This is a genomic window from Arthrobacter sp. TMP15, from assembly GCF_039529835.1.
Taxonomy (GTDB): Bacteria; Actinomycetota; Actinomycetes; order Actinomycetales; family Micrococcaceae; genus Specibacter.
On the sequence record NZ_CP154262.1, the window covers coordinates 1,190,785 to 1,212,569 of the forward strand.

The 21,785-nt window shown below is 57.2% G+C and carries 22 protein-coding genes and 1 tRNA gene; 16 read left to right on the forward strand and 7 right to left on the reverse strand.

Features of this window, described 5'->3' with window-relative positions; all coding sequences use genetic code 11:
* Positions 1 to 2 precede the first annotated feature (2 nt).
* Positions 3 to 191, reverse strand: a complete 189-nt coding sequence (locus tag AAFM46_RS05180) for a hypothetical protein (RefSeq protein ID WP_343319939.1) — start codon at positions 189 to 191, stop codon at positions 3 to 5.
* Here AAFM46_RS05180 and AAFM46_RS05185 point away from each other — a divergent pair.
* The 5 genes from AAFM46_RS05185 to AAFM46_RS05205 all read left to right on the forward strand — a co-directional run bounded on the left by AAFM46_RS05185 (position 190) and on the right by AAFM46_RS05205 (position 4,522).
* Positions 190 to 777 (forward strand): CDP-alcohol phosphatidyltransferase family protein, encoded by a 588-nt coding sequence (locus tag AAFM46_RS05185; RefSeq protein WP_283531169.1) that lies wholly within the window; start codon positions 190 to 192, stop codon positions 775 to 777. The two genes, AAFM46_RS05180 and AAFM46_RS05185, sit on opposite strands and share 2 nt — an antisense overlap.
* Positions 774 to 1,676 (forward strand): DMT family transporter, encoded by a 903-nt coding sequence (locus AAFM46_RS05190; RefSeq protein ID WP_343319941.1) that lies wholly within the window; start codon positions 774 to 776, stop codon positions 1,674 to 1,676. The genes AAFM46_RS05185 and AAFM46_RS05190 overlap by 4 nt, the downstream gene beginning before the upstream one ends.
* 42 nt (positions 1,677 to 1,718) lie before the next feature.
* The gene (locus tag AAFM46_RS05195; protein WP_343319943.1) at positions 1,719 to 2,924 is read left to right on the forward strand and encodes a glycosyltransferase; all 1,206 of its coding nucleotides are present in this window, start codon (positions 1,719 to 1,721) and stop codon (positions 2,922 to 2,924) included.
* Between the two features lie 80 nt (positions 2,925 to 3,004).
* Positions 3,005 to 3,078, forward strand: a tRNA-Ile gene (locus tag AAFM46_RS05200).
* A 247-nt stretch (positions 3,079 to 3,325) separates the two neighbouring features.
* Positions 3,326 to 4,522, forward strand: a complete 1,197-nt coding sequence (locus AAFM46_RS05205) for an acyl-CoA dehydrogenase family protein (protein WP_343320362.1) — start codon at positions 3,326 to 3,328, stop codon at positions 4,520 to 4,522.
* Between the two features lie 58 nt (positions 4,523 to 4,580).
* Here AAFM46_RS05205 and AAFM46_RS05210 read toward each other — a convergent pair whose 3' ends face one another.
* A complete protein-coding gene (locus AAFM46_RS05210; RefSeq protein ID WP_343319944.1) occupies positions 4,581 to 5,234 on the reverse strand; it encodes a M23 family metallopeptidase in 654 nt (217 codons plus the stop codon).
* A 380-nt stretch (positions 5,235 to 5,614) separates the two neighbouring features.
* Between AAFM46_RS05210 and rpsB the strand changes: the two genes are divergently transcribed.
* From rpsB to AAFM46_RS05240, 6 genes are all read left to right on the forward strand, one after another.
* Positions 5,615 to 6,529: a 30S ribosomal protein S2 gene (gene rpsB, locus AAFM46_RS05215; RefSeq protein WP_343319945.1), complete on the forward strand. Its 915-nt coding sequence runs from the start codon at positions 5,615 to 5,617 to the stop codon at positions 6,527 to 6,529.
* A 164-nt stretch (positions 6,530 to 6,693) separates the two neighbouring features.
* Positions 6,694 to 7,521 carry a translation elongation factor Ts gene (gene tsf, locus AAFM46_RS05220; protein ID WP_283531163.1) on the forward strand — a complete coding sequence of 276 codons (828 nt, stop codon included), beginning with the start codon at positions 6,694 to 6,696 and terminating at the stop codon, positions 7,519 to 7,521.
* Between the two features lie 208 nt (positions 7,522 to 7,729).
* A complete protein-coding gene (gene pyrH / locus AAFM46_RS05225; RefSeq protein ID WP_283531162.1) occupies positions 7,730 to 8,485 on the forward strand; it encodes a UMP kinase in 756 nt (251 codons plus the stop codon).
* A gap of 130 nt (positions 8,486 to 8,615) precedes the next feature.
* The gene (gene frr / locus AAFM46_RS05230; RefSeq protein WP_283531161.1) at positions 8,616 to 9,173 is read left to right on the forward strand and encodes a ribosome recycling factor; all 558 of its coding nucleotides are present in this window, start codon (positions 8,616 to 8,618) and stop codon (positions 9,171 to 9,173) included.
* A 404-nt stretch (positions 9,174 to 9,577) separates the two neighbouring features.
* A complete protein-coding gene (locus tag AAFM46_RS05235; protein ID WP_343320364.1) occupies positions 9,578 to 10,468 on the forward strand; it encodes a phosphatidate cytidylyltransferase in 891 nt (296 codons plus the stop codon).
* Positions 10,469 to 10,533: 65 nt separating this feature from the next.
* Entirely contained in the window at positions 10,534 to 11,127 is a 594-nt protein-coding gene (locus AAFM46_RS05240) for a DivIVA domain-containing protein (protein ID WP_283531209.1), read from the forward strand.
* Between the two features lies 1 nt (position 11,128).
* Here the strand turns inward: AAFM46_RS05240 and AAFM46_RS05245 are convergent, their stop codons facing one another.
* The 4 genes from AAFM46_RS05245 to AAFM46_RS05260 form a co-directional block, all read right to left on the reverse strand.
* Positions 11,129 to 12,646 carry a cation acetate symporter gene (locus tag AAFM46_RS05245; RefSeq protein WP_283531160.1) on the reverse strand — a complete coding sequence of 506 codons (1,518 nt, stop codon included), beginning with the start codon at positions 12,644 to 12,646 and terminating at the stop codon, positions 11,129 to 11,131.
* Complete coding sequence (locus AAFM46_RS05250; protein ID WP_343319947.1) at positions 12,643 to 13,035, reverse strand: hypothetical protein; 393 nt, start codon at positions 13,033 to 13,035, stop codon at positions 12,643 to 12,645. Before AAFM46_RS05250 ends, AAFM46_RS05245 begins: the two co-directional genes overlap by 4 nt.
* Before the next feature lie 16 nt (positions 13,036 to 13,051).
* A complete protein-coding gene (locus AAFM46_RS05255) occupies positions 13,052 to 13,777 on the reverse strand; it encodes a LytTR family DNA-binding domain-containing protein (RefSeq protein WP_283531158.1) in 726 nt (241 codons plus the stop codon).
* A 230-nt stretch (positions 13,778 to 14,007) separates the two neighbouring features.
* Complete coding sequence (locus AAFM46_RS05260) at positions 14,008 to 15,243, reverse strand: histidine kinase (RefSeq protein WP_283531157.1); 1,236 nt, start codon at positions 15,241 to 15,243, stop codon at positions 14,008 to 14,010.
* 158 nt (positions 15,244 to 15,401) lie between these two features.
* On the opposite strand from AAFM46_RS05260, the gene AAFM46_RS05265 reads away from it, so the two are divergent.
* Both AAFM46_RS05265 and AAFM46_RS05270 read left to right on the forward strand, forming a co-directional pair.
* Positions 15,402 to 15,770: a DUF485 domain-containing protein gene (locus AAFM46_RS05265; protein ID WP_283531156.1), complete on the forward strand. Its 369-nt coding sequence runs from the start codon at positions 15,402 to 15,404 to the stop codon at positions 15,768 to 15,770.
* Between the two features lie 30 nt (positions 15,771 to 15,800).
* Positions 15,801 to 17,426: a cation acetate symporter gene (locus AAFM46_RS05270; protein ID WP_283531208.1), complete on the forward strand. Its 1,626-nt coding sequence runs from the start codon at positions 15,801 to 15,803 to the stop codon at positions 17,424 to 17,426.
* Between the two features lie 167 nt (positions 17,427 to 17,593).
* Here AAFM46_RS05270 and AAFM46_RS05275 read toward each other — a convergent pair whose 3' ends face one another.
* Complete coding sequence (locus tag AAFM46_RS05275; protein WP_283531155.1) at positions 17,594 to 18,064, reverse strand: Lrp/AsnC family transcriptional regulator; 471 nt, start codon at positions 18,062 to 18,064, stop codon at positions 17,594 to 17,596.
* A gap of 143 nt (positions 18,065 to 18,207) precedes the next feature.
* Here AAFM46_RS05275 and pdhA point away from each other — a divergent pair, with 143 nt between their 5' ends.
* Genes pdhA through AAFM46_RS05290 form a run of 3 tightly spaced genes read left to right on the forward strand, consistent with a single transcriptional unit; the run spans position 18,208 to position 21,757 of the window.
* Complete coding sequence (pdhA, locus tag AAFM46_RS05280; RefSeq protein ID WP_283531154.1) at positions 18,208 to 19,365, forward strand: pyruvate dehydrogenase (acetyl-transferring) E1 component subunit alpha; 1,158 nt, start codon at positions 18,208 to 18,210, stop codon at positions 19,363 to 19,365.
* On the forward strand, positions 19,362 to 20,372 hold the full coding sequence (locus AAFM46_RS05285; protein ID WP_283531153.1) for an alpha-ketoacid dehydrogenase subunit beta: 1,011 nt from the start codon (positions 19,362 to 19,364) through the stop codon (positions 20,370 to 20,372). Before pdhA ends, AAFM46_RS05285 begins: the two co-directional genes overlap by 4 nt.
* Before the next feature lie 2 nt (positions 20,373 to 20,374).
* Positions 20,375 to 21,757, forward strand: coding sequence for a dihydrolipoamide acetyltransferase family protein (locus AAFM46_RS05290; RefSeq protein ID WP_343319950.1), 1,383 nt, complete (start codon positions 20,375 to 20,377; stop codon positions 21,755 to 21,757).
* Positions 21,758 to 21,785: the final 28 nt, after the last annotated feature.

Sequence of the window (21,785 nt, forward strand, 5' to 3'; positions counted from 1 at the left end):
TTTCACTCGGCACCGTTGGCATGTTCTACATGAGCCGTGGCACTAACAAATTGAGCACTAGCAAACCCAGCACCGGCAATCCCAACACTGGCAAATCCAGCACTGGCAAACTGAGTGCTGACCATTGTGCCACCCGCGCGAAAACCACCTGGGGAGGTGACACCGATGTCCAGGAGTTCAGGCGCACCCATGGATAGCTCCAACGCCATTCTCACCATCCCCAACGTGATCACGGTGGTGAGATTCTTGGGGACCCCGGTGTTTGTGTGGCTTGTGCTGGCCCGCCACGAATACGGATGGGGTGTTTTTCTTCTAGCCTTGATGGGTTGTACCGATTGGATTGACGGTTTTGTTGCCCGCAAACTCAACCAAACATCTCAACTCGGGCGAATGATGGACCCATTAGCGGACAGAGTGGCGTTGGTAGCTGTCAGCATCACCTTGGTAATCGCCGGCATCCTGCCCTTGTGGCTGCTCCTGCTGCTGGTGATACCCGACGTGGTCCTGCTGAGCGTTACGCTATATTTTTTCCGTGGGGACGCTGACCTGAAGGTCACGTTGCTGGGGAAGACACGGACTGCAGCGCTCATGATCGGCACGCCCATGCTGCTGCTGGCTAAGGCGCTTGAATCAGATTTTACAAACACACTCGCGTGGATATTCTTGGGTGCTGGAATGGTGATGCATGTGATTGCCTTCAGCCAGTACTTCGTGAAGGTGATAGCTAAGCACCGTCAACTCCATCACCCAAGCACTACAGCGCAGGACCGCACATGATGTGGATCGCCGTGGCATGCGCCGTGGCGGGCGCCTTCTTCCTTGCCTTCGGTGCCCAACGCCAGGGCAGTGCCGTGCAGAATAACACCGGCGGACTGGCACTGGGTGGGGCAGGATTCCTGCGGCTGCTGCGAAACCCGCGCTGGGTGTTGGGGCTCACTCTACTGGCTGCTGGTACGGTGTTGAACGTTGTGGCGCTGACCCTGGGCACCTTGACTGTGGTGCAGCCGATCGGTGCCATAGCACTGGTGATCACCACCATTGTTAACTCCCGCGACCAAGGCATCAGACTCAACCGTGCCACAGTTGTCTCCATCACAGCCTGCGTTGCCGGCAGTGCGTTGTTTGTGCTGATGGCCGTGAACGTTGTCCGCGAAAACACCCACGTCACCTCCAATCAAGAGCTGACCGTGGTGTTGTTGCTAGCCGCTGTCGTCATCATTTTTGGTGGCGCCCTGCTCATGTTCAAGCATCGCCTGAAGGCCTTTTTCTATATCCTGGGTTCCGGCGTCTTATTTGGTTTTGTCGCAGTATTAACACGGATCATTTCCAAGCAGATCTTTGACCCCAACGGCCTGTTTTTGTTGAATGTCCAGTGGTATTCGGTCATTGCCATCGCGGCAGCGGGGGGACTGGGTAGCTGGTTTGTGCAAAGCGCTTATGCCAGTGGCCCGCCCGATTTAGTGATTGCCGGGCTGACAGTGATTGATCCAATGGTTGGAGTGGCCATTGGGATAGTTATTTTAGGTGAGCTTCGTGACGATGTTCCACCAGTGGTGGCGATTGCCATGGCGGGAGCAGCTTTACTTGCTATTGTTGGGGTCATTGCGCTGTCCAGGCACCATCCCGATGTGGTTAAACGCCGGAAAGCTGCAAAAAAGGATCAACGCAAACAATGAGCGGGCCCCGTGCTCTTCAATCAGCCAGCAGGAGTTTTATCCGTGACATCCACCCGGAATGAAAGCGCCCAAAAGCCGCTTACCATCTTGATCGCAGCCGACACTTATCCCCCGCACATCAACGGGGCGGCGCAGTTCTGTTTCCGTCTGGCTACGGGGATGACAGGCAGAGGCCACCAGGTGCACGTGATGGCATGCCGCGCAGATGGCGGGCGCATGTTCACTGAGCAGCGTCCAGAAGCCACTGTGCACCGCTTACGGTCGCGTTCGGTGCCAACCCACGAGTATTTCAGGATCTGCCTACCGTGGGAGATTAAAAAGGACATTGCGACGCTCTTTGATGAGATTAAACCTGATGTTGTGCATGTGCAAAGTCACTACATGATCGGTGAACACGTGGTCTATGAGGCTGCACGTCGGGGCATCAGGATTGTGGCAACCAATCACTTCATGCCGGAAAACCTGAACCCGTTCTTGCCATTCCCGCAATGGTTTAAGAATATTATTGGCCGGGTGTCGTGGCGGGATATGGGCAAGGTGATGAGCCGCGCCGACGTTGTGACTACCCCGACTCCCTTGGCCGCCAAGGCAATGCACGAGCATGCCTTCCTGCGTAAAGTTTTGCCGCTCTCCAATGGTATTGAGTCCGGTAATTATGAACTTGCTGTTGGTGAGGACGTTCCGCGGAATCCCTATCCCACGGTTGTGTTCGTGGGTCGTCTTGCCGAAGAGAAACACATTGACGTTCTCATCGACGCCATTGCCAAGACCTCCAGAGACCTCAACCTACACCTGGTTGTGGTTGGCGGCGGAGAAGTAAAGAATGCGCTCCGGGCCCAAGCCGAAAAGTTGGGATTGTCTTCTTTGGTGACGTTCACGGGGTTGATCACCGATGAAGAACTCCGTGAGGTGTACCTCAAAGCGGATCTGTTCGTCATGCCTGGCACCGCAGAATTGCAGTCACTTGTGACCTTGGAGGCCATGAGCGCTTCCACTCCTGTGGTGCTGGCCAATGCAATGGCTCTTCCGCACTTGGTGGAGAACGGCGTTAACGGATTCCTGTTCACTCCCAACGACAGCGATGACTTGGCAGAAAAAATTACCACCATCATGAGCCTGTCTGGCGAAGACCGCGAAGCCATGGGTGCTGCTAGCCATGCGATGGTTTCCCGTCATGGGTTAACAAAGACACTTGACACTTTCGAAGATATTTATCGTGGCGGCAGCTACGAGGATCATGCACTTTAGCCTGTGACGCACTAGTATTGTGGGAGTGCTTTTTCCTGGACCGCATTTTTGATGTGTGGAACAAGATGGGCACCTTGCATGGGGCCATAGCTCAGCTGGTTAGAGCGCAGGACTCATAATCCTAAGGTCCTCGGTTCAAGTCCGAGTGGCCCTACATGTAAAGCCGCAGGTCAGATACCTCAAAGTATCTGACCTGCGGCTCTTTTTTTGCCCGGATTAGTTCCAGCTGAAATTGTTACGTCCGGAATATGGACCGTGAAGGGCAAAAAAATGTGAAACGTTGAGCACTCAGAGGAATTACACTGTTGCTTGAACAGCGCACATACGGTAAGTTACCCATCAGTAACATGTTCGGTTTGGGCCGAACAATTCTCCATTCAAAGATGAGTTCAAGCAAAGGAATGCCCGTGTCTAAGGCTGCAGTAGACCTCAACAACCTCCCCTACGCCGATGGCGACTTCTACGGATTTGAGCAGTTGCTCTCCGCCGAGGAACAGGAGCGCCTTCAGGAACTTCGCGACTTCCTCGCCAAAGAAGTCAAACCAATTGCCACTGATTGTTGGAACCGCGGTGAGTTCCCGATGGAACTCATCCCGAAATTGGCAAAGCTGGATATCATGAGCCCAGTCCACAGGCAGGGCTACTCAAGCCTTTATGCGGGACTGAGCCACGCAGAATTTACTCGTGCAGATGCTTCCATCGCAACGTTCATGGGCGTGCATGACGGACTGTTTACCGGTTCCATTGAGGCGCTGGCCTCCGAAGAGCAAAAAGCCGCGTGGCTGCCAGATATCTACGCTATGAAAAAGATTGGTGCCTTTGGTCTAACCGAACCCCTCGGCGGTTCGGACGTTGCAGGTGGCACGCGCACAACCGCTGTGCGCGAAGGGGAGAACTGGATCCTCAATGGCGCCAAACGCTGGATTGGCAACGCAACGTTCTCCGACTGGGTCGTCATCTACGCCCGTGACGTGGCAGATAACCAAGTTAAAGCATTCCTCGTTGACACGAAACTGCCCGGGTATGGGGCCACTAAGATCGAAAACAAGACGGCATTGCGCACAGTGCAAAATGCTGACATCACCCTTGAAAACGTGGTTGTCCCGCATGAGTTCAAGCTTGCCGGTGGAAACAGCTTCCGCGACACCAACAAAGTCCTGAAGGTCACTCGTCTTGCCGTTGCATGGCAGGCCGTGGGGCAGCAGATGGCTGCTTTCGACGTAGCTCGCCGTTACGCTGTTGAGCGCCAACAATTTGGCCGGCCCATCGCCTCCTTCCAGATGGTGCAGGACCAGCTAGTGAAAATGCTGGGCAACACTGTGGCATCTACCGGCATGATGGTTCGTCTGTCCCAGCTAGAAGACTTGGGTCAGGCAAAGGATGAACAATCCGCGCTGGCTAAGGCCTTCACCACTGCCCGTATGCGCGAGACAGTAGCTATGGGACGGGGCCTCCTGGGTGGGAACGGCATAGTGACAGACTTTGAGATGGCAAAGATCTTCGCAGATGCCGAAGCCATCTACTCCTACGAAGGAACCTACGAAATCAACACGCTCGTGACAGGACGTGCTATCACAGGGATCTCGGCGATCGTATAGTTCCACGGCGATCGTATAGTTCCACTGACCCGACGTGCGCTAGCGAGCGCACGTCGGGTCAGTCGTTTAAAGGAAGCAGGATGGAGGGCCGCAGATCCAAGATGAACTGCAGGGGATCCAGGTACTCTTGCCCTCGTCGCACGCCCCAATGCAGACAGGAGTTGATGCCGGTGCCGGCTGCCGCTCCGTCACAGTGGCTTGGACCCTCCACGATGCCAATGGTTTGCCCTTGCGCCACTCTCTCACCCACGCGCAACGTTGACGTCACAGGCTCAAAGCTCAACCGCAGCCCGTTCTCAACGGCAATGGTCAGCACAGGACGATTCACAACTATTTGAGAAAATGTCACCACACCCGAAGTAGGCGCATAAACAACTGTGCCCTGAGGAGCAGCAAAGTCCACTCCCCGGTGCCCGCTAAGCCACGGCTTGGCTGGCGGAGCGAAGGGATGTAGTACCTGCGGTTTTCCTGCCAATGGCCAAGCCCAGGACAGCGAGGCTGGTAGGGGAGAGGCCGCCGTCGAGCGTGCATCATGGAAAGTAGCCAATGCGTGCGAAAGCACGAAGGGCCCGGAAGAAGTGGGCAGAAAAAATACTACAACCAGAAGGGCACCCAGCAGAGAGGTGTGTCGAGTTACCGGCCCGGGTGAGTCCGCGAAGTGATGGCGAGAGCCAAACCGGGAGCCAAACCGGGAGCCAAATAAGGTCTTCATCCCTAAATCGTGCGCTAACCCGTGGCACCCGTGGGCCTCGCCTGAGAATTTGTGCAAAGTCAGTCAACCGGACGCCCCTGTGGAGGAGTTGATGCGGGCGAATTGACAATAACTTTTCAGTGGTGCGCTTTGGTCAGCCAGCATTGCTGCGCTGTAGTAACATTGATAGAGCAGTGCGCTGTTGTGCACTGACTACGCGCACCCCTCCCTGATGAGGTGTCCAAGAGTGATCTTGGATCCTACTGATGGATTGTGACCATACGGTCCGCCTCACGGCGGTTTATGGAATGCACAATGGGTGCCAGGAGCAAAGGAAACGGCCTTCGGACCGGTTCTAACATGCTAAATAACCGTTAAACATAAATTGAAGGAGCGCCGGCATGCCCGTCGTAACAATGCGCCAGCTGCTTGACAGCGGCGTCCATTTTGGACACCAGACCCGTCGTTGGAACCCGAAGATGAAGCGATTCATCCTCACGGAGCGCAACGGCATCTACATCATCGACCTGCAGCAGTCACTGTCTTTCATTGACCGCGCTTACGAGTTCGTGAAGGCCACCGTTGCACACGGCGGCACCGTACTGTTCGTCGGCACCAAGAAGCAGGCTCAGGAAGCAATTGCTGAGCAGGCTACTCGTGTTGGCCAGCCTTACGTAAACCAGCGCTGGTTGGGTGGCATGCTCACCAACTTCCAGACGGTTTCCAAGCGCATCTCGCGTATGAAGGAACTCGAAGAGATCGACTTCGACGACGTAGCTGGTTCCAGCCACACCAAGAAGGAGCTCCTGCTCCTCAAGCGTGAACTGACCAAGCTGCAAACTAACCTCGGCGGTATCCGCAACCTGACCAAGGCACCGTCCGTGCTCTGGGTTGTAGACACTCCGAAGGAACACCTCGCCATCGACGAGGCGCACAAGCTGAACATCCCCGTTGTTGCCATCTTGGACTCCAACTGCAACCCTGACGAAGTTGACTTCCCGATCCCGGGTAACGACGACGCCATCCGTTCAGTTGCACTGTTGACCCGTGTGATTGCTGATGCCATCGCTGAAGGCTTGATGGCTCGCAACGCCAAGGCAACCGGCAACGAAGAAGCACCGGCTGAGCCGCTGGCTGAGTGGGAGCGCGAACTCCTCGAAGGCGACAAGGCAACTGAAGCTCCGGCCAAGGTTGAAGAAGCTGCAGTTGAAGCTCCGGCCAATGCTGAAGAAGCTGCTGCGCAAGAGCCTGCCAAGGCGCAAGAAGCTGCTGTTGAAGAGCCTGCCAAGGCGCAAGAAGCTGCAACCGAGAAGTAAAAACTTTTCCTGGCAGTGACTGGTGAGGGAGTCATCCCTGACCAACACAACCAAGTAAGAAACCAGACGCTGGCAGGATCGCACCGCCCCTAGGCAAAGCGGTCCTGCCAGAACTGGCCTAACTACTGATTTCTATACTCAAACATCTACACTGAGGGGTTCATATGGCGAACTACACCGCCGCTGATATTAAGGCTCTGCGCGAGCGCACAGGCGCTGGCATGATGGACGTCAAGAAGGCTCTGGACGAAGCAAACGGCGACGCCGATAAGGCCATGGAGCTCATCCGCATCAAGGGCCTCAAGGGCGCCACCAAGCGCGAGGGTCGCTCAACTGCTGAAGGCCTTGTTGCCGCAGCCGTTGAAAACGGCGTTGGCGTCATGGTTGAAGTCAATTGCGAGACTGACTTCGTGGCCAAGGCTGCTCCCTTCATCGAATTCTCCAACAAGGTACTGGCCTCGGCCATCTCCTCTGGCGCTGCTGATGTTGAAAGCCTGTTGGCTGTTGACGTCGACGGCAAGCCGATGTCGGAGGTCGTTATCGAAGCTGGCGCACTTTTGGGCGAAAAGGTAGCCATCCGCCGCCTGGCCCGCGTTGAGGGTGCAACGGTTGATTCCTACTTGCACAAGACCTCCAAGGACCTGCCGGCCCAGGTTGGCGTTTTGTTCGCCATTGACGGCGACAACCAGGAAGTGGCACACGACGTAGCTGTGCACATTGCTGCGATGTCCCCGACGTTCCTGGTACGCGATGAAGTAGCTGCCGATGTCATTGACAGCGAACGCCGCATTGCCGCCGAAACTGCACAGGCTGAAGGCAAGCCTGAAGCAGCCATGACAAAGATCGTAGAAGGCCGTCTGACGGGCTTCTTCAAGGAGATTGTTTTGGTTGACCAGTCCTTCGCAAAGGATGCAAAGAAGAGCGTAGGCGCTGTTCTGGAAGAAGCCGGTGTTAAGCCTGTTGCTTTCGCACGTTTCCGCGTCGGAGCATAATCCACGCACGTGTTCTAGCTGGATGTGATGAAGAAGGGGTAATCGCAATGTGCGGTTACCCCTTCTTTATATCCAACGTCAGATAAGATTCTTAAGGCAGCTCTTGAACTGCCTCGCGCCAGGTCAGAAACAGCACAAGCCCAGGCAGAGCGCTGATGCGAGACTGTGCAAGCGCTACCAGCAAAAGCGGGCACCTACGGAAGGCACCATGACCACTAATATTTCGCAGACTGCGCCCAGTGCCACTGCAACCGGAGCAGTCAAACGTCGTCGGGTTTTGCTTAAACTCTCAGGTGAGGTTTTCGGCGCAGGCAAGCTGGGTGTCGACATGGACACCATCCGGGACATCGCCAAACAAATCGCCAGCACCGTAGACCAGGTGGAGGTTGCCATTGTGGTGGGCGGAGGTAACTTCTTCCGTGGAGCACAGCTCTCTCAAGCCGGCATGGACCGTTCGCGGGCAGACTACATGGGCATGCTTGGCACGGTTATGAACTGTCTGGCCCTGCAGGACTTCCTGGAGCAGGCCGGTGTGGACACACGAGTGCAGAGTGCCATCACCATGGGCCAAGTGGCGGAGGCCTACATTCCGCGCCGCGCCATCCGACACATGGAAAAAAGCCGTGTTGTCATCTTTGGTGCGGGCGCCGGTCTGCCTTACTTCTCCACAGACACAGTGGCGGCCCAGCGCGCGCTGGAAGTACATGCCGACGTTGTCCTGATGGCCAAGAATGGTGTGGATGGTGTTTACACCGCCGATCCAAAGAAGGATCCCACAGCCGTAAAACTTGATCACTTGAGCTATGACGAAGCGATGGCCCGGGACATTCGTGTCATGGACCAGACCGCGTTTAGCCTGTGTAAAGACAACAATGTCACGATGCTGGTCTTTGGGATGGAAGGCGAAGGCAACGTGGCCCGCGCCATCCTCGGAGAAGAGTTGGGCACGCTGGTCACCCCGTAAGGGTTCATCAGTTGGGCAAGTGAGCGTGTGGCGGCCCCCAGCCGCCACTCGTGTCACGATAGGATAGACCCAGAATTGCCACGATTTGTATGGTGGATTAGTTGTGTAGTCATTTATGAGGGAGAGACGCGTGATCGAAGAAACTTTGCTCGAGGCCGAGGAAAAGATGGATAAGGCCATCGAAGTTGCCAAAGAGGAGTTCTCGGCGGTTCGTACAGGCCGTGCCAACCCAGCCATGTTTCACAAGGTCATGGTGGATTACTACGGTTCCCCTACGCCTCTGCAGCAGCTGGCAGCCTTTGCTGTTCCGGAAGCCCGTACCTTGCTCATAACTCCTTTTGACAAGACTTCAATGCACGATATTGAGCGTGCACTGAGCTCCTCTGAGGTGGGTGCCAACCCCTCCAATGACGGCAACGTCATTCGTATCGTTATGCCTGAGCTCACGGCGGAACGTCGCAAAGAATACGTTAAGATCGTGCGCACCAAGGGTGAAGATGCCAAGATTTCCGTGCGCAACATCCGCCGCAAGGCCAAGGAGCAGCTGGACAAGCTGGTCAAGGACGGAGATGCGGGTGAGGATGATGGAGCACGCGCCGAGAAGGAACTGGATACGTTGACCAAGTCCCACACGGAGAACATCGATGAGCTGCTCAAGCGCAAGGAAGTCGAGCTTCTCGAGGTCTAATGGCCGACCCCAAGAATACGCCGATCGGAACCGGCAAGGTACCGGAGGTGTTAAACCCTAATACTGGGCTCATTCCGGCACCACTGGACTACCAGTTCGCGTCGCGGAAGGCCAGACGTCATGCTGAGCTGACGGGCATGATTCCCATCATCATCCCCAAAAGTGCTGAGCCCCAGCCTGAGGTGGGGCAAGAAGCTGCTCAGTCACCCGCGGTTCAGAAGCAGCCTTTGCCGGAGAAGAACGACGGCGGCGAAAACCCAGGAGAAGTGCGTCCGGACACCCTCAGCGGCCCAGAGACGGATGAAGCTGAAGTTGGGCAGGATGAGGCAGCACCTCTCCCGGTGCCAGCAATGCGGATCACCGGGCTGCCTGTCATTCCCACCTCACAGGGGACTCTGGCGTCAATGCCTGAGGCGGCCACAGCCTTGAAAGCAATCAGGACCCCCAAGGCGGGTCGAGACCTTCCGGCCGCCATCAGTGTAGGTTTGGCACTGCTGATCCTTGTTATTGGATCACTGCTTTTTTACCCGGCGGCTTTCGTTGCGGTTGCGACAATCTTTTCCTGTGTTGGTGTGTGGGAAGTAAACCGTGCACTGGCGGACAAAGGGATCAAGGCACCCACCACTCCTGTCATGATCGGGGCGTTGGCCATGCCGGCGTGTGCCTATTTCGCGGGTGCCGAAGGGCTACTCTTTGCCTTGGTAGCCAGCGCCGGGGCTACGGTTCTGTGGCGTTCCCTGGACGCTGAACCCGGGGCAGCGAAAAGTATCCTCGCCGGAGTTTTCTCCCTCATGTGGATCCCCTTTTTGCTCAGCTTCGTGTTCTTGATGCTGCGCGGGGAGAGTGGAGCCACCCTGGGGCTGACCTTGGACCTGAACGACATCAACCCTGGTGTGGTGAAGGTGGTCATCATGTTGTTGCTGGTGGTTGCCAATGACACCTTCGGTTACTTGGTTGGTGTGTTCTTTGGCAAACACCCCATGGCGCCAAAGATCAGTCCCAAAAAATCCTGGGAGGGCTTCGCCGGTTCGCTGGCCGGGGCAACACTGGTTGCCATACCAGCAACGGTTTTCCTGCTCGATCAGCATTGGTGGGTAGGCTTTGCGCTAGCCATTGGTATGGTTTTTGCAGGTACTGGTGGAGATTTTGCCGAGTCCATGGTCAAGCGTGAGCTGGGCGTGAAGGACATGAGTAACTTATTGCCAGGTCACGGCGGCGTCATGGATAGGCTGGATTCAATCCTGTTTGCTGCTCCCGTGGCGTACGCCATCTTTACTGTTTTAGGCCGGTTCTAACGCGCTGGAACCGGTGCCCGGCAAGTTGCCACTCATAGAGAAAAGTTCAAGAAATGACTGTGACAATGGATGAGACGCCCCGGACCAAATCAAAATTTAAATTGGTGGGTCCCAAGGAAATAGGCTACAACGTCAAGCAGGTTGACGTGTTCCTCGAGCGTGCCCGGGCCTATTTCCTGAACACAGACACCGAAGACTTGGCCATAACGAGCCATGATGTGCGCACGGCCGCCTTCGACTCGGCCAAGGGCGGATACAGCGCCCATGCTGTGGATGCCGCGATGGACAGGATCGAAGATGAGTTTGTACTTCGTGAAAAAGAATTATTGATCGTGGCCGAGGGTGAAAAAGCCTGGATGATGAAAATCGGTAAAACTGCCTCTGTTTTGCGGGCACGCCTGCACCGCCCCGATGGGGAACGGTTCCGACGCCCCTTAAGGAAAAGCGTGCAGAGCTACAACGTCAACGACGTCGATGTGCTGTGCCGTGAGCTGCTGGTTTATATAGAAGACAACGGTGAGCTGAGCGTGGATGTGGTCCGCCGAGCCGTATTTGCCCCAGAAAAGGGCAGGGCAGGCTACGAAGAAAGCCAAGTAGACGCGTTCTTGGACCGCGTGGTTGAGCTGATGGCTGCGATCGATCCGCTGACGTCGAAATAAGTTAACCGGCTTTGGGCTGACTTGGTGGCGTACGTGGATCCTCTAGCGCAAGAGGACGTTCCGGGACATGTAGTTTGGACATGAACCGTGAAAGTGTTGCACTGCGGCGCTTGGGCGTCGCTTTGGAAACCAGGATGGTCACCAGGAAAGCGGCTGGGACGCTCCAGGCGGCCGGCTGCGTCAACACATCTCGCCATGGCGAGTCCGGGGCCAGCTGAGAGCCCACAATGATCGCCGTTCCGCATAACACTGCCCCTGTCAGCATCCCTGCCACAGCGCCAACGTCCGTGAGCCCGCGCCACCATATTCCCAGCAAAAGTAGGGGGCAAATGGTCGAAGCGGTGAAGGCAAAAACCAGCCCCACGCTGCCGGCCAACGCCAACGAGTCGGTAACCATGGCAACGCCAAAGGGTACGACGGCGGCAACTATGGCCGCTATCCGGAACCCCCGCACACCACCACCTAGTACGTCTTGGCTGATGACTCCCGCCAAGGAAACCACGAGTCCTGAGGTTGTGGCCAAAAATGCCGCAAAGGCTCCCGCCACGACAAGGGCTGAGAGTAGATCCCCAGCCAGGCCCCCAAATAGTTTTCCAGGCAGCAGCAGCACCGTGGCATCCGGATAACCGTGGGCGGCCAGCTCAGGTAGAAACGCCCTGCCCAGAACTCCGTAAATGGTGGGGAATAGATAAAAAATGGCCAGCAAACCCAGGACTATCAGCGTGGTTCGGCGGGCCGCAGCACCATCGGGATTTGTATAAAAACGTACTAACACATGGGGCATCCCCAGAGTGCCGAACAGCAGTGCAACCAGAAGCGAGAGGGTGCGGTAAGTGCCGTCGCCAGCGAGCGGGTCGGTGATGGGAAACAGTTCGGTGGTAGGCGGTAGCGCCGGCGCCGAGCCGGTGGCCCCTGTCACCAGAAGCAGAATAAAGATGGCGGGCACGGCCAAGGCCGTGAGCTTAAGCCAGTATTGGAACGCTTGAACGAATGTAATTGAGCGCATGCCACCGGTAACAACCGTCAGGCACACAACCACAACAACTGATCCTGCGCCCACCCATGACGGCAGCCCCGTGGTGGTACGGATGGTCAAGGCTGCACCGTGTAATTGCGGCACAATGTAAAACCAGCCCACAACAACCACGAGCACGCTTGTGACATAACGGGCAGTGGTTGATTCGAGCCTGGCTTCGGCAAAGTCAGGGATCGTGTAGGCACCGGAGCGACGTAGGGGAGCGGCTACGAAGAACAGCAGCATCAAGTACCCGCCCGTGTAGCCGATGGGGAACCAGAGAGCGTCTAGTCCAGAGATGACGATGAGTCCGGCGATGCCAAGGAAGCTCGCTGCGGAAAGATATTCACCGCCGATTGCCGAGGCGTTCCACCATGGCTGCACAGTGCGTGAGGCAACATAGAAGTCACTTGTGGTTCGGGAGACTCGCAGCCCATAAAACCCAATGACGGTGGTAGCGACGGAGACAAGAATCAGAGCAGTGTAACCAATTGCTGGGTTCATGCTCCGTCCACCAGGTCACGGTATTGGTCCTCATTTTTGGTTGCTGCCCGCACATAAAGCCAGGCGCAGGCACCAATGATGGGGTACACGCCAACACCGAGCAGTATCCACGGGGCCGGAATGCCCAAGATGACCCAATCGGCAAAAAATGGGACCCATCGGACAAACACCCAGAAAAGCAGTAGGGCGCAAGTGAACCCGGCCGTCACAACCAGGGCGAGCCGCAACTGTGAGCGGATCAGTGAACGCACCATCACTTCGCCCACAGCCGTTTGTTCGGCTACCTCCTGCGACACGCTTGTGCCATCCAAGAAGCGACGGGCCGCAGTACGGGGTGAGGCCACCCTGACGCGTCCCGGGGCTGGCGGACGGCGTGGTCCCATGGTCATTGGCAGTGTCCCTTACTCATGAGTTGGGGCGCACCCTTGTTGCTTGTAAATGCTGACGCAACATGGGGACGTGTCTGCGGCTGACAGGGAGGACAGCGTTGCCTACCGAAACTGTTGGCTTCGCTGCACCAAGTTTCCATGCTGTCACAAATTGCAGGCACACAAGGTAAGACCTATGAATGCGGATGAAGTCCAACTCTGCCCAACGTTGTTCCAAATCAGCCAATGGGATGCGAATCAAGTAGCTGGCCTCGGCTGTGTGCAGCCTGGCGTAGTCGCCTTGAGCCTGGACGAACTTCACGTCATCGAGCCGGATGAGTCTACTGACGCCGCCTTGATCAACTGTGATCATCTCCACCTCGTCCGCTGCTGCCGGGTGGGCTACAAGTTCTACCACTCTGTCAACGGTGCGGGTGAGTCGTTCCGGGCGCAGCGGCTTCAACAGGTAATCGACGGCGGCGAGTTCAAAGGCCTCAAGTGCCCTGTCGTCATCAGCTGTCACAAAGACCACCACTGGCGGATTACTGGAACTGCCAATGACAGCCGCTAGCTCCAGCCCCGACAGCCCAGGCATGTGGATGTCAAGAAATACTGCGTCAATCGTGTGGACAGCAAGCAGCTTGAGAGCCTCCGCGCCGTTCATGGCCCGGTGGATGGCGCCTATCCGCGGGTCCCGGCCCAGGAGGAAGGCGAGCTCTTCAACGGCGGGAAGCTCGTCGTCGGCCACAAGGACATTAATCATGGGGCTAAGCCTAACCGCCGAGGGGCCCCAAACGAACGAAGTGAGTTTGGGGAGGTGGGGAGGCGCTAACCGCCGAGGGGCCCCAAACGAACGAAGTGAGTTTGGGGAGGTGGGGAGGCGCTAACCGCCGAGGGGCCCGGAACGAACGAAGTGAGTTTGGGGAGGTGGGGAGGCGCTAGGCGTCATGGGGCCCGGAACGAACGAAGTGAGTTTGGGGAGGTGGGGAGGCGCTAGGCGTCATGTCCGGGTTGATTCTTGGGCACTGTCATGGTGATCAGCATGCCGTGCCCCATGCCGGTGTCAATGGTGAGCCCGTGCTCGTCGCCGTAAACCTGGCGAAGGCGCGCGTCAACATTGCGCAGGCCCACATGCGTGCCGTCGTGCTGGCCAGCCAAAACTAGCCGCAGCTGCTCGGGGTCCATCCCCACGCCGTCGTCCTCGATTGTCACTTCCGTGTACGCGCCAAGGTCCCTGGCACAAATCTGCACCAGCCCCTTGCCCACTTTCGCCTCCAGACCATGGCGGACGGCGTTCTCCACCAGCGGCTGCAGGCTCAGGAACGGTATCACTGTGCTGAGGACTTCGGGGGCAATCTGCAGGCTGACCTGCAGGCGTTCACCAAAACGGGCGTTTTCAAGTAGCAGGTACCTATCAATGCAGCGCAGTTCCTCGGCCAGTGTGGTGAAGTCGCCGTGCCTGCGGAAGGAGTATCTGGTGAAGTCGGCGAACTCCACCACCAAATCCCTTGCCCGTTGCGGATCCGTGTTGATGAAGGAGGCGATGGCGTTGAGTGAGTTGTAAATAAAATGCGGACTGATTTGTGCGCGTAGTGCACGCACCTCAGCCTCTGCCAGAAGAGTCCGGGAGGAACTGAGCTCGGCCAATTCCAGCTGAGCCGAAACCCACGCAGCAACCTCATTGGTAGCCCGGACCAGTCCTGCAGAAGGAGTCTTGGATAAAATGATCACCACGCCAACAGCTCGCGAATCAACTTTTAACGGACAAATGACGGCAGCTTTCAACTCACCGCCCTGCAGTGGCAACCCCAGCGCCTCCCGCAGCGGTGCATCCAGCGTGGCCACCTGGGTGCGTCCGTTACTCAGGGCCTTGGCCGCCAAATCCATGACGACGGCGGAATCGGGCTGCTTAGCGGCGGCGCCTGCCCCATCCCAGGCTAGGAGACGCGAATCATCGGTCATGGCGAACGCTGCGCAGTTCAGCAATGCACGCAACTGTTTGCTGGCCTTCAGGGCCCCTGCCGGCTCCAAACCATTGCGCAACTGCTCTCCAGCTGCTGCCGCCGAATGCAGAGTGGCAAACGTTGCGCGCTCGGCATCGGTACCCAGCTCACGGTAGGAGCGCGAAAGCCGGAAACCCACGGCGGCAACAATCGCGATGGCGGCAATGACGGCTGCGATTGCTGTGATGAGCAAAAGTGTGGAATCGCTCAGTGCGGGAAAGGACATGATCTAAAGACTAGCGGGAGATTCACTGGGCACCATGGTGAAGAAGTTGCCGTTCGGCGCAGTGTCAATGCCGTTCACCGCGGCACTACCCCAACCCCTCGATATTGTGAGCTACCGCACTCCATAGTGAAAGGGATCACACTACTTGAGGAGGAATGATGGGTAATTCAGCCCATGCAAGCACCGAAGGTCCGGTGGACTTTGTTGGCGAACAAAGCTCACAGGAATTCCAGAAGCTCCGTAAGACACACCGGAACTTTGTTTTCCCCGTAGCCATTGGCTTTTTGGTTTGGTACTTTGCCTACGTTCTACTAGCCGCGTACGCGCACGACTTCATGTCCATCAAGGTGTGGGAGAACATCAACGTTGGACTGGTCCTGGGCAGTCTCCAATTCGTCACCACTTTCGGCATCACCACCTGGTATGTCACCTATGCAAACCGGAAGCTCGATCCTCAGGCGGCAGTGATTCGCACCCGTCTTGAGGCTCAGATCGAGGCAGCAGCGACTACCAAGGAAGAGGTTTAGCCCGTGAGTTTATCTCTGATTTTTCCCACTATGGCCCCACTGGCAAAATCGCTCGCCGAGCAAACCAAGGAGAATTCATGGATTAACATCCTGATCTTCGTGGGATTCGTTGCGATCACCATGATTGTGGTGTTCCGGGCCAGCCGAAATAACAAAACTGCAGCCGATTACTACGCGGCTGGGCGCTCCTTCTCCGGTGGCCAGAATGGCACGGCTATTGCCGGAGACTACCTGTCAGCGGCTTCGTTCCTGGGTATTACAGGCGCCATTGCCGTGAACGGTTACGACGGTTTCCTCTACTCCATCGGATTCCTGGTGGCCTGGTTGGTGGCGCTCCTGCTCGTTGCAGAGCTGTTGCGCAACACCGGCAAGTTCACCATGGCTGACGTGCTCTCTTTCCGGCTCAAGCAGCGCCCCGTGCGCATTGCCGCAGCAACCACCACGCTGGTTGTCTGCTTCTTCTACCTGCTGGCCCAAATGGCAGGTGCTGGTGGATTGGTTTCGCTGCTCTTGGGCTTGGACAACTCCAATAAGGTGGGCCAGAACATCGTCATCGCCGTTGTGGGTGTGCTGATGATTGTCTACGTACTGATCGGTGGCATGAAGGGCACCACCTGGGTGCAGATCATCAAAGCGTTCCTGCTCATTATTGGTGCGGCGATCATGACCATCATTGTGCTGGCCATGCACGGCTTCAACCTCTCAACACTCATGGAGGCAGCAGTACAAACCTCCATCGCTGAAGGCGGTGCCGGTGAGGCACTGCTGAACCCGGGCGCCGCGTATGGCAAGGCCCCGCTTGACTTTGTTTCTCTGGCATTGGCACTTGTCCTTGGAACGGCGGCCCTGCCACACGTTCTGATGCGCTTCTACACCGTGCCCACAGCTAAGGAAGCCCGCAAATCTGTTGTTTGGGCCATCTGGTTGATTGGTGGTTTCTACATCTTCACCCTGGTCCTTGGCTACGGCGCGGGTGCCTTGATTGGCAAGGAAGCCATCCTGGCTGCTCCCGGCGGCGTCAATGCCGCTGCTCCGCTGCTTGCCTTCGTAGTGGGTGGACCGATCCTGCTTGGCTTCATCTCCGCCGTTGCCTTCGCCACCATCTTGGCGGTTGTAGCCGGTCTAACCATCACGGCGGCGGCATCCTTTGCGCACGATATCTACTCCAACGTCATCGTCAAGGGCGAGCCCAAGCCGGAGATGGAAGTCAAGGTAGCCCGTCGCACTGTAGTGGTGATCGGTGTGGTCGCCATCGGTGGCGGTATCCTGGCCAACGGTCAGAACATCGCGTTTTTGGTGGCACTTGCTTTCGCCATCGCAGCTTCTGCGAACCTGCCCACAATTATCTACTCATTGTTCTGGAAGAAGTTCACTACTCAGGGTGCGCTGTGGAGCATGTACGGCGGCTTGGCTGCGGCCATCATCCTCATCGCGTTCTCACCGGTTGTTTCCGGTAGCGAGAAGGCCATGATTCCAGGCGCTGACTTCTCCTGGTTCCCGCTGGCGAACCCGGGCATTGTCTCCATCCCCCTGGCATTCTTCCTGGGCTGGTTGGGCACAGTTTTGGATAAGAACACCGAGGATCCCAGGATTCAGGCTGAGATGGAAGTGCGCTCGCTGACAGGTATCGGTGCCGAGAAGGCAGTGGACCACTAAAACCCGCGCTACTGCTCTCTCGCGATGGCTCCGTTCACCGTTTATTACGACGGCGGACGGAGCCTTTCGCGTGCCCCGCCCCACCTCTCCGCCCCGCCTTCACCTCCGTGAGATTGGAGATAATGACACCTCCGCACCGCAGCTGCGCTGACGCGAAGGTTCGTGAATTAGCGTTTCAGCATCCGTTTTAGTAGAGGTGACATGCGGAAGGGAACCAGCTCGTTCATGGCCAGCGATGTTTCTGTACGCTCCACGCCGTCGCAGGAGAGGATCTTGCCGTTAATGCGGAACAAGTCCTCGGCTCCGGTGGAGACCACTTTGACCAACAGATCTGCCCTACCACTGAGTCCATGGGCCTCAACGACTTCAGGGATCTGTGCCAGTGCTGTTGCCAAGGCAGAGATTTTTCGCTGCTGGACATGCACCGAAATAAAGGCTGTCAGAGGGTAGCCCAGCGGGCCGGGGCTGATCCGGTGGTCAAATGGCAGGAACGCATCACGCTTCTCAAGTGCAACCATCCGGGCTTGGACTGTATTGCGAGATATTCCCAATGACTCGGCCATGGCTACCACTGTCTGGCGAGGGTCTTTGATCAGGGCTAGGAGAATCCGTGCATCTGTTCCATCCAAAGTTGACATACTGCGCAGACTAGCACGGTTCAGAGCAGTGAAGTAGTGCATTTTGCTCAACATTATCCTGGGTCATTGCGCCGGATGCATGGCGTGAGTATCGTCACAGTGATAAGAACCACCCCCATTACAATGCAAGGGAGGCGAGCAATATGACCCATTCGCGCCACGAGCCCAAAGGCCCAGCCGCAATGAAAATGCACCAACTCATCACAGCCGACGGAGACCGTGTTGCCGATGAGCTGCTTGACGGATTCGTCAGCGACTTAGATGATCAAAGCCTTCGGAATCTCTACGAAGACATGGTTGTCATTCGTCGAATCGATTTTGAATCCACCGCGTTGCAGCGCCAGGGCCAGCTCGCCCTGTGGCCACCCTTGGTTGGCCAGGAAGCCTCCCAGGTGGGATCGGCGCGGGCGCTTGAAAAAGAAGACTTCATTTTCCCCACATACCGCGAGAACGGCGTTGTTTATTGCCGTGGGGCTGAGATGTCAAAGGCTGTTGGCGTTTGGCGAGGCACAAGCAACACTGGGTGGGATCCGCATGAGTACAACATGGCCACACCTCAGATCATCATCGGCGCACAGACTTTGCACGCCACAGGTTACGCTATGGGGCTAGCCCTTGAAGGCAAGGAATCGTTGGCCATCGCTTATTTGGGCGACGGCGCCACAAGCCAAGGTGATGTGCACGAGGCCATGGTTTTTGCGGCCAGTTTTCAAGCACCCGTAATTTTCTTCTGCCAGAACAACCACTGGGCAATCTCCGAACCGGTTGGACTGCAGTCACATGTCCCGCTGGCCGGGCGCGCTCCAGGGTATGGCATCCCCAGCCTTCAGGTAGACGGCAACGACGTGCTGGCAGTGTTGGCAGCTACTCGATGGGCCGCTCACCGTGCCCGCACCGGAGGCGGTCCCAGCTTCATCGAGGCCGTCACCTACCGGATGGGCCCGCACACCACCGCCGATGATCCCACCCGTTACCGGGGCGTCACGGAGCTGGAGGAATGGGGTGCCAAGGACCCGCTGGCGCGTATGCGCACGTTCCTGATCAACGCCGGCAAGCTCGACGACGAAGCCGAAGCTGCGATCAGCGCAAAAGCTGACGAACAGGCTGCCGCACTCCGGCTTGCCTGCATTAATCTGCCGGATCCCGAGGCCATGAGCCTGTTTGAGAATGTTTATGTGCATGAGCACTCTGAACTCGAGCTCCAACGCGAGCAGTACAGGGCGTATTTAGCATCCTTCGAGCCAGCGACAGCCTCCGCTACACAGGGCGTAAATGCCAACGCACAAAGGAGTGTCTCATGAGTAATTTGACCTTGACACAGGCTATCAACGCCGGGCTGCGGCGTGCGCTTGAAGATGACCCCAAAGTAGTATTGCTGGGTGAAGACATTGGAACTTTGGGTGGTGTTTTCCGTGTAACTGACGGGTTGATGAAGGACTTTGGCTCGCACAGGGTCATCGACACACCCTTGGCTGAATCAGCCATCATTGGAACCGCAGTGGGCCTGGCCTACCGTGGGTTCCGACCGGTGTGTGAGATTCAGTTTGATGGTTTCATCTACCCGGGCTTTGATCAGATTGTCTCCCAGGTCGCCAAACTGCATGCCAGAACCCAGGGCATGGTCCGAATGCCTATGACGATTCGGGTTCCATTCGGTGGTGGAATCGGCTCTCCTGAGCACCACTCCGAATCACCCGAAGCTTATTTTGTGCATACCTCCGGTCTGCGCGTGATCAGCCCTTCAAATCCTCAAGATGCTTACACCATGCTCCGCCAGGCAATCGCAAGCGATGACCCTGTCCTGTACTTTGAGCCCAAGCGTCGGTATCACGTCAAGGGCGAGGTTGACTTAGAGGGAGACCTTACGGCGGCGCCGGCTATGGGTTCGGCACGCATAGTGGAGGCTGGCACGGATGTCACACTCGTTAGCTATGGCCCGTTGGTAAAGACGGCTGTTGACGCTGCCCGTGCGGCGGCTGGCGAAGGCATCTCCATCGAAGTCATCGACCTGCGTTCACTCTCACCGGTGGACTATGCAACAGTTCAGGAATCGGTGCAGCGAACTGGCCGTCTTGTGATCACCCACGAGGCCGCGCGAACCCTAGGGATCGGTGCAGAACTGGCCGCCAGCATCACCGAACGCTGCTTTAATTACCTTGAGAGCGCACCCGTGCGTGTCACTGGTTTCGACATCCCCTACCCGCCTTCAAAGCTCGAGAAGCACCACCTGCCGGATCTTGACAGGATTCTGGACGGCGTCGACCGCGCACTGGGCCGGCCCAACTCTCACACTGGATTGGAATACTGAGAATGATCGCTGAATTCAAGCTCCCCGACTTGGGTGAGGGGCTCACGGAGTCCGAGATTGTCACGTGGCATGTCGCCGTGGGCGATTCTGTGACGCTTAATCAGGTCATAGCAGATGTCGAGACAGCCAAAGCAGTAGTAGAGCTACCGTCACCTTATGCCGGCGTGGTCACAGCCATTGCGCACGAGCCAGGCACGGTGGTTGAAGTGGGCGAAGTCATTATCGCCTTTGACATCCCGAATGCCGAGGGCAGCGACACGGCCTCTGCTGACACTGCTGCTGAGGAGAGCGCGCCAAAACGTGTGCCAACCCTCGTCGGATATGGGGCGGACCCGGAAACATCTTCAACTCCTGTGCGCCGGGCACGCAACAGGGCCGCAGAAAGTGCGCCAGCTGCTGTTGCACCTCCAGCCCCGGTAGCACCCCCTGCCGCGCCCGCTCCGCCGGCACCTGTTGTTGGCGAACCTGCTGAGACGTTGCAAATGCAGGCGGATCGGCCGCGGTCAACTCCGCCAGTACGCAAATTGGCGCGGGATCTGGGTGTTGATTTGGAAGCAGTAACAGGTTCGGGCGAGCGAGGACTTATCACCCGCGATGACGTGGTGACTTTCGCCGGAAGCCAGGAAGCTGGCGCCTCAACCCCGGAAATAAGTCAGAGTGTGCCCAGGAAATCTGGGAATCTGGAACGGGAGGAACGCGTACCCATCAAGGGTGTGCGTAAGTTCATGGCATCGGCCATGGTGGAAAGTGCTTTCACGGCACCGCATGTGAGCGAGTTCTTGACCATTGATGTCACTGCCGGAATGGACTTCCTTGCCAAGCTGCGGGCCAGGAAAGACTTTGCCGGGGTCAAGGTGACACCGCTGACACTCGCTGCCAAAGCCGTCAGTTTGGCCGTGGCACGGCATCCCGCCCTGAACTCTCACTGGGATGAAGAAAATCAGGAAATTGTGAACTTCAATTACCTGAACCTCGGCATTGCCGCGGCCACTCCGCGAGGTCTGGTGGTGCCTAATATCAAGGACGCCCAAGAGCTGGGGCTGCGCGGACTGGCAACAGCCCTGGGCAATCTGGCGGATACGGCGCGGGCAGGCAAAACACCTCCTGCTGACTTAGCTGGCGGCACCTTTTCCATCACAAACATTGGTGTGTTTGGTATTGACGCCGGCACTCCGATCCTGAACCCCGGCGAGGCAGGCATCCTGGCGCTGGGTGCGGTGCGCACCATGCCCTGGGAATACCAGGGTGAGGTGGCACTGCGCCAGGTAATGACATTGAGTTTGTCATTCGATCACAGGCTTGTGGACGGCGCACAAGGTTCACGTTTCCTTTCGGATGTGGGCTCCGTGCTGGCTGACCCGGCCATGGCCTTGGTGATTGCCTAACAACGCCCAAGCTGAGCTGCGCGGTCAG